Annotated in this window: 7 protein-coding genes and 1 riboswitch; of the genes, 5 read left to right on the top strand and 2 right to left on the bottom strand. The window is 37.1% G+C overall.

Going from position 1 to position 6,712, the window contains the following annotated elements; all coding sequences use genetic code 11:
• Positions 1-459 precede the first annotated feature (459 nt).
• Positions 460-548, top strand: a riboswitch (TPP riboswitch).
• Between the two features lie 68 nt (positions 549-616).
• The 4 genes from J0871_RS17145 to J0871_RS17130 are packed head-to-tail and all read left to right on the top strand — an operon-like array spanning position 617 to position 3,330.
• Entirely contained in the window at positions 617-1,342 is a 726-nt protein-coding gene (locus J0871_RS17145) for a class I SAM-dependent methyltransferase (protein ID WP_208226450.1), read from the top strand.
• Positions 1,342-2,397: an AIR synthase-related protein gene (locus tag J0871_RS17140; protein ID WP_208226448.1), complete on the top strand. Its 1,056-nt coding sequence runs from the start codon at positions 1,342-1,344 to the stop codon at positions 2,395-2,397. Before J0871_RS17145 ends, J0871_RS17140 begins: the two co-directional genes overlap by 1 nt.
• Positions 2,394-3,056, top strand: coding sequence for a thiamine phosphate synthase (locus J0871_RS17135; RefSeq protein ID WP_208226446.1), 663 nt, complete (start codon positions 2,394-2,396; stop codon positions 3,054-3,056). Before J0871_RS17140 ends, J0871_RS17135 begins: the two co-directional genes overlap by 4 nt.
• The gene (locus J0871_RS17130; protein ID WP_208226444.1) at positions 3,034-3,330 is read left to right on the top strand and encodes a Trm112 family protein; all 297 of its coding nucleotides are present in this window, start codon (positions 3,034-3,036) and stop codon (positions 3,328-3,330) included. The genes J0871_RS17135 and J0871_RS17130 overlap by 23 nt, the downstream gene beginning before the upstream one ends.
• Positions 3,331-3,397: 67 nt before the next feature.
• Here J0871_RS17130 and rho read toward each other — a convergent pair whose 3' ends face one another.
• The gene (gene rho / locus J0871_RS17125; RefSeq protein WP_208226442.1) at positions 3,398-5,056 is read right to left on the bottom strand and encodes a transcription termination factor Rho; all 1,659 of its coding nucleotides are present in this window, start codon (positions 5,054-5,056) and stop codon (positions 3,398-3,400) included.
• 198 nt (positions 5,057-5,254) lie between these two features.
• On the opposite strand from rho, the gene J0871_RS17120 reads away from it, so the two are divergent.
• Entirely contained in the window at positions 5,255-5,665 is a 411-nt protein-coding gene (locus J0871_RS17120) for a DUF4293 domain-containing protein (protein ID WP_075328032.1), read from the top strand.
• A gap of 512 nt (positions 5,666-6,177) precedes the next feature.
• Here J0871_RS17120 and J0871_RS17115 read toward each other — a convergent pair.
• Positions 6,178-6,666 carry a metallophosphoesterase family protein gene (locus tag J0871_RS17115; RefSeq protein ID WP_208226440.1) on the bottom strand — a complete coding sequence of 163 codons (489 nt, stop codon included), beginning with the start codon at positions 6,664-6,666 and terminating at the stop codon, positions 6,178-6,180.
• Between the last annotated feature and the right edge of the window lie 46 nt (positions 6,667-6,712).

Raw genomic sequence — 6,712 nt, 5'->3', positions numbered from 1 at the left:
AAATGGGTGATTAATAGTTCTGGTAATAATATCTTGAGTAGGTCTATGTATGGATCCAATGCTTCCTGTTTAGAAAACAAAAATCAAACTAATATTTCAATTCACACACAACTTTTGAGAATGATCCCAGAAAAGAATACCACCGGGTGAGAAGCCTGTCCCGATTAGAGCTTGAACCGGCTGTCCCTTATAATTTTTTCGTCATCGTGAATTTATTTCAGGATCTAAGTTGTGAAAATTAGTAACATGTTAGAAACTGAAACAAGTTCAGTATGACGAAATTAAATTCCTCCGTACTGCGGACTGGGAGTGAATTCAGCTTTGCTGAAGAAAGGGGTAATTACACACTTGATATATTATTTTTCAGGCCGAAAAAACTTTCCACTTCCTTCTTTATTTTGTATTTTTCTCCCGATTAACCGATAAAATTAATAAATAGAGATTTAGTATAAACAGATAAATTCACGCACGGGGTGCCGCAAGGCTGAGATAACACCCGAAAACCTGATTTGGATAATGCCAACGTAGGGATGCAGGATTAAAATTTCCATTTTAAGACTCCATGTTTTCTGGCATTTTCTAGGTAACGTGGAGTTTTTCTTTTTAAAAAGTAAATATGGAAATTGAAAAAAGCAGCCGATTTGAATTACTTCCCGTAAATCATCAAAATTGGCAAAATCGGGAAGAATGGTTTTTTAACCGAAAACACACCGACACCTACGAGCAGTGGTACGAAGGGCGATATAAACGGGCCGAAGTCTGGCAGAAAAAGGTGATGGAGCAACTTGTTTCTAAAGATAAACGCGTAAAAACCCTGCTGGAGTTTGGCTGTGGAACCACGCGTTTTACCAGATGGTGGAATAAAATAGGGATTGAGGCTACCGGTGGTGATATTTCCCCACTAATGTTATCACAAGCCGTACATTTATTTGAAGGAGATCTGGTAATGGCAGATTCCCATCATATGCCCTTTAAAGATCATACTTTTGATTCTCTCGCATTTATAACCACTTTTGAATATTATAAAGATCCTGTAAAAGTTATTCGGGAAGCAGCCAGGGTTGGAAAATACGGTATAGCCCTGGGAATGATGAACAGGAATTCTACTAAAGTAGTCCGCCGGCGCGTCCAGGAAATTTTTGGTGCCAATCCTTTTTATCTTACAGCAACTTTTTATACACCCAAAAAACTTACTAAAATTATAGAAGAAGCCTTGCAGGGGCGGGAATACAGTATAGAATGGTCCTGCACCGGTTTACCAAAATGGTTCCCGGTTCAGCAATGGGGATTACCCTACGGTGATTTTTTTGGATTGTATGTAGAATTTAAAGATGTAAAATGATGAGTGAGAAATTAGGAAAAATAGCCGAAGCAGAATTAGAGGGATTTATCCTGGAAAATTGCGGGCATACGCGGAAAGAAGTCAGCACAGAACCCGGGTTTGGGGTAGATGTTTCATTAATAGAATTACCCAACGAGCTGGCCTTAATATCCACAAGTGATCCGTTGTCACTTATTCCTACGCTCGGCCTGGAAGAATCAGCCTGGCTTTCGGTACATCTAATGGCCAACGATATGGCTACTACCGGGTTTGCTCCACAATATGCGCAAATGGTTTTGAATCTTCCGGCATCACTTTCGAGGAATGATTTTAAAACTTACTGGAATTATATTCATCAATTCAGTAAAGAAATTGGAGTGGCTATAACTGGCGGACATACCGGATTTGTAGAAGGCCAGAATTCAACAATTTCGGGTGGAGGAACTTTTTTTAGTGTGGCTCCCAAAAAAGAGATTATTCTTTCTAATGCCGCAGAGGAAAATGATGTAATTCTGGTAACCAAAACCTGTGCGCTTTCTTCTTCAGCATTATTATCAATGAGTTTTCCGGAAACAATAAAGAATAGATTAGGAAAACAAACCCATGAGGCAGGCTGTGAAATGTTTTGGCAAACCTCGTCTTTAAAAGACGGACTTACAGCAGCAGGAACAGGAAGTAAATTTCCCGAAATTCACGCTATGCACGATGTTACTGAAGGCGGCGTGCTGGGAGCAATATATGAAATGGTTAAAGCTTCGGGAAAAGGAGCTATTATTTATGATGAAACCTTGCCGGTAATTTCGTGGCAAAAGGAAGTTTGTGATTTATTCCAACTGGATTACAGGGAGATAATAGGGGCAGGTTCAATGGTGATATCCTGTGAAAAAGGAAAAGAAGAGCAGGTAATTTCACGTTTAAAAGCTGAAAATATTGCCTGTACTGCGGTTGGTGAGATTAAAAGTGAGGAAGAAGGAATTAAAATAGCTAAAAACGATGAAATTAAAGATTTAGAATATAAGACTGAAGATCCTTACTGGAAAGCCTTTTTCACCGCAATTAAATCTGGCTGGAAATGATAAATAAGAAGAAAATAAAAGAAGGGGTGTACCTCGTTGTAGATCCGCAAATGCAGAAGACTGTTTTAATGAACAGGCTAAAACAGATTATGGATAAAAGTGAGATCGCAGCGGTTCAAATATGGGATAATTTCAAAAATGCAGATAATAAAATTTCCCTTATAAATGAAATCTGTAAAGTTTGTGAAAACTATAAGGTTCCTGTTTTACTGAATAATAATTGGGATATTTTAAAGCAAACTGAAGCAAACGGGGTACATTTTGATGAAATTCCCCAGGATTTTCAGAAGATTAAAAAAAAAATTTCATCAAATGCATTACTTGGGTTAACCTGTACCAACAACCTGGAAACTGTAGGATGGGCCGATAAAAATAACCTGAACTATATTTCTTTTTGTTCAATTTTCCCTTCTTCAACCGCAAATAGTTGCGATTTAGTAGATTTTGAGATTATTAAGAAAGCCCGGGAAATTACCGCAATGCCAATTTTTTTGGCGGGAGGAATTAAACCTTCCAATATGCATTTGCTTAAAGAGTTGGATTTTGAAGGCGTAGCGGTTATTTCAGGAATAATGAGTGCCGGAGACCCTGCAGTTTCTACAGAAAATTATAATTCAGAATTTAAAAAAATAAAAAATGAGAACTTCAACAATAGATAAATTATGCTGCCCTTTTGATAAGGCAGATTTAGAACTCACCACAATTTCAAAAGATTTAGAAGGGAAGATTATAGAGGGATTTTTAAGTTGCAAAAAATGTAAACGTATTTACCCTATCATAAAAGGGATTCCAATTATGAATCCCGATGAATATCGGGAATTTAAACTGGAAGCTCCACTTATGGAAAAATGGAACAAACATTTAAAAGGCAAGAAAGTTGAAAATTTCAGGTTGGTTGCTGATGATACAGAAATTAATAGTTTAAAAGAATAAAATTTCAGCATAAAAAAATCCGGAAACTAAAAGCTTCCGGATTTTTAAATTTATAATTAAGAAGGTTTTATCCGTTCATCGAGATCAAAAACTCTTCGTTGTTTTTTGTTTGCTTAATTCTATCGTTTATGAATTCCATGGCTTCAATTGGGTTCATATCGGCAAGATATTTACGCAGCACCCACATTCTTTGCAATGTAGCCTCGTCTAATAAAAGATCGTCGCGACGTGTGCTGGAAGAAGTAAGATCTATTGCCGGGAAAATTCTACGGTTAGCAATTTTTCTGTCTAATTGCAGCTCCATGTTTCCAGTTCCTTTAAATTCTTCAAAAATTACTTCGTCCATTTTAGAACCGGTATCGGTAAGGGCGGTAGCGATAATTGAAAGAGAACCTCCGTTTTCAATATTACGGGCAGCACCAAAGAATCGTTTTGGTTTATGTAATGCGTTGGCGTCTACACCACCACTTAATACCTTACCACTGGCAGGTTGTACGGTGTTGTAAGCACGGGCTAGACGTGTAATGGAATCCAGAAGGATTACTACATCGTGACCACATTCAACTAAACGCTTTGCTTTTTCTAAAACGATATTCGCAACTCGCACGTGTTCGTGAGCTTCTTTATCAAAAGTAGAAGCTACTACTTCGCCACGTACATTACGCTGCATATCGGTAACCTCTTCAGGACGTTCATCAATTAGTAGAACTATTTGATAAACTTCAGGATGGTTTGCTGCAATTGCATTCGCAATATCTTTAAGTAACATTGTTTTACCAGTTTTAGGCTGGGAAACAATCATACCGCGCTGGCCTTTTCCAATAGGGGAAAAGAGGTCCATAATACGGGTAGACATGCTACTTTGCTTTTCAGCAATATTGAATTTTTCCTTCGGGAAAAGAGGAGTTAAGTGTTCAAAAGAAACACGGTCTCTCACTACCTGCGGGTCTAATCCGTTAATTTTGTTGATCTTGATTAAAGGGAAATATTTTTCACCTTCTTTTGGTGGTCTTATTTGCCCTAAAACAGTATCTCCAGTTTTTAATCCGAATAAACGAATTTGAGATTGAGATACATAAATATCATCTGGAGAAGTAAGGTAATTATAGTCTGAAGATCTTAGGAAACCATAGTTATCCTGCATAATATCCAGTACACCTTCACTTTCTATAATCGCGTCAAACTCATAGTCTGGTTCGCGGTAGCGGTTTCGCCCGTCACGGTTGCCAGAATCGCGGCCTCCATTGTTTTTGTTGCTATTATTGCTACGTGTGTCTTTTTTATGGTCGCGAGGATTATTTTTACCTTGAGAAGAATTACTACTTTCTTCCCTTGGTTTCTGTTCCTGCTTTTTTGGTTCCCTGGCTTTTGCCGGCGCATCTTCTTTCTTAGGAGAAGAATTTTCCTTTCTTGCAGGGCGTGGCTCTTTGTTTTCTGCAGTTGCAGCAGCCCGTGGTGGTTTTTTATTACTTCCTATTTTGCCACCTTTTTTTGGTTGTGACTTTTCTGAAGTTTTACTACGCTCGTCACTTTTAGGAGTTTCTTCCTTTTTAGTATCGTCGGTTAATGCTTCTTTAGCTTTTTTAGGGTTTGCAGCCTGATAGTCCAGGATTTGATATACCAGGTCTAATTTTTTTAAAGTTCTAAATTTGGGAACGTTTAAAGTTTTAGCGATATCCTGCAGCTCAGGAAGCTTTTTAGCTTTTAATTCTGAAATTTCAAACATGAATAATTAAGAATAAATTTGTGTTTGGGTTGATTGTTAAACTTCTCGAGGAAGAATCGAAAAAAAATTTGGAGACTTAAGTAACCTGTTTTGAATTGGTTACGAAATGTTCCTGCAAGTATACAACTTTATTTTAATATTTTAAATAGCATTTCTAAAAAGAATCTTTATTTTTGTTCGCGAATTCCACCAGAAGTTATGCTACAAAGAATACAAACAGTATATTTACTTATTGCTGCCATTATTAGCGGCGGACTTATTTTCGTATTTTCACTTTGGGAAAATAGTGAAGGTGTAGCTATGTATGCACAAGATTATCTTATGGTTTTTATTGCATTTCTCGCTTCAGCTTTATTATCTTTGGTGAGTATTTTTATGTTCAAAAATAGAAAGCTTCAATTTGTATTGGGGCGTCTAAATATCTTATTAAACTTTTTTTTACTAGGAGTGTTTGTTTATTGGTCGCTAAGTTTACCTGGAGAAATGGATATTTCAGAGAAGGGTATTGGGATGTTTCTTCCAATCATTTCTATCGTTTTTCTTGTTTTGGCCAATAAGGCCATTAAAAAGGACGAAGATCTCGTAAAATCTGTGGACCGATTACGATAAGCCTATCATCTTAGTAGTATTAGTGCGTGAAAACCCGAAGTGAAAGCTTCGGGTTTTTTAGTTTTTATAAGTATAGTTGAATCATTCGTGAATCGCCACGAATTCACGAATGTTGTCTGGGTTTGGTTTCTTGTTTTTTTGTCATTGAGAGAAATAATTCGACATTTGAAGAATTATGACGCTGCAATCTTTTGTTGGAATAAGTATATTTTTATTTAAATGTATGTCTGTTTTTACTCTTAAGAACAAGATCATAAAAAAATCGTCATGCTGAATTTATTTCAGCATCTAACATGAGCAGTACGATATACTCAACTTAGATCCTGAAACAAGTTCAGGATGACGTCTAAATTTTAAATTATGACTTTATGCGGATACGCAATTATTTACGAAGTCGTGATTTAATAAAATGAATGCTTCAGTCGTGTTTTTTTCCTAAAAACTATACGTTTCAAACTGCCTACTTCCCGATTCGCATCTGCCAACTGAGACTGTTTACTGAAAACTATCTTCTAGGCTAATTCAATCACCTCCAAATCCTTAATCTCAGCGGCTTCAATTTTAAATCTCAGCATAGTACGTTTTTTATGAAATCCCTGCTTTCCTGCTGCTCCCGGATTCATATGAAGTAACCCCAGGGTTTTATCGTTCATAACTTTTAAAATATGGGAATGCCCGCTAATAAACAGCTTTGGCGGATTTCTTTTAATTTCTTCCCTAATCGCGGGTGAGTATTTGCCCGGGTAACCGCCAATATGCGTAATCCAAACATCTACGCCTTCGCATTTAAAACGCTGATGCAGGGGGAATTCCTTTCTTATTTCTGCATCATCTATATTCCCATAAACGGCCCTTAAGGGTTTTAGTTTTTTTAATTCATCGGTAATATCGGTTATGCCAATATCGCCGGCGTGCCATATTTCATCGGCTTCCGCGGCGTAATGTAGAATTCTTTCGTCAATATGACTGTGGGTGTCGCTTAACAGCAATATTTTTTTCAAATCGGGATTGTTTTTGTTTATAGAATCATTTTGAAACCGATGCCTT

This window comes from Salegentibacter sp. BDJ18, from assembly GCF_017579965.1.
Taxonomy (GTDB): domain Bacteria; phylum Bacteroidota; class Bacteroidia; order Flavobacteriales; family Flavobacteriaceae; genus Salegentibacter.
This window is presented reverse-complemented; position numbering and strand designations above follow the sequence as displayed.

Excerpts from the sequence above, each read along its gene's own strand:
- J0871_RS17120 (WP_075328032.1), top strand. The coding sequence starts at position 5,255 with ATGCTACAAAGAATACAAACAGTATATTTACTTATTGCTGCCATTATT.
- J0871_RS17140 (WP_208226448.1), top strand. The coding sequence starts at position 1,342 with ATGAGTGAGAAATTAGGAAAAATAGCCGAAGCAGAATTAGAGGGATTT.
- J0871_RS17145 (WP_208226450.1), top strand. The coding sequence starts at position 617 with ATGGAAATTGAAAAAAGCAGCCGATTTGAATTACTTCCCGTAAATCAT.
- J0871_RS17130 (WP_208226444.1), top strand. The coding sequence starts at position 3,034 with ATGAGAACTTCAACAATAGATAAATTATGCTGCCCTTTTGATAAGGCA.
- J0871_RS17135 (WP_208226446.1), top strand. The coding sequence starts at position 2,394 with ATGATAAATAAGAAGAAAATAAAAGAAGGGGTGTACCTCGTTGTAGAT.
- rho (WP_208226442.1), bottom strand. The coding sequence starts at position 5,056 with ATGTTTGAAATTTCAGAATTAAAAGCTAAAAAGCTTCCTGAGCTGCAG.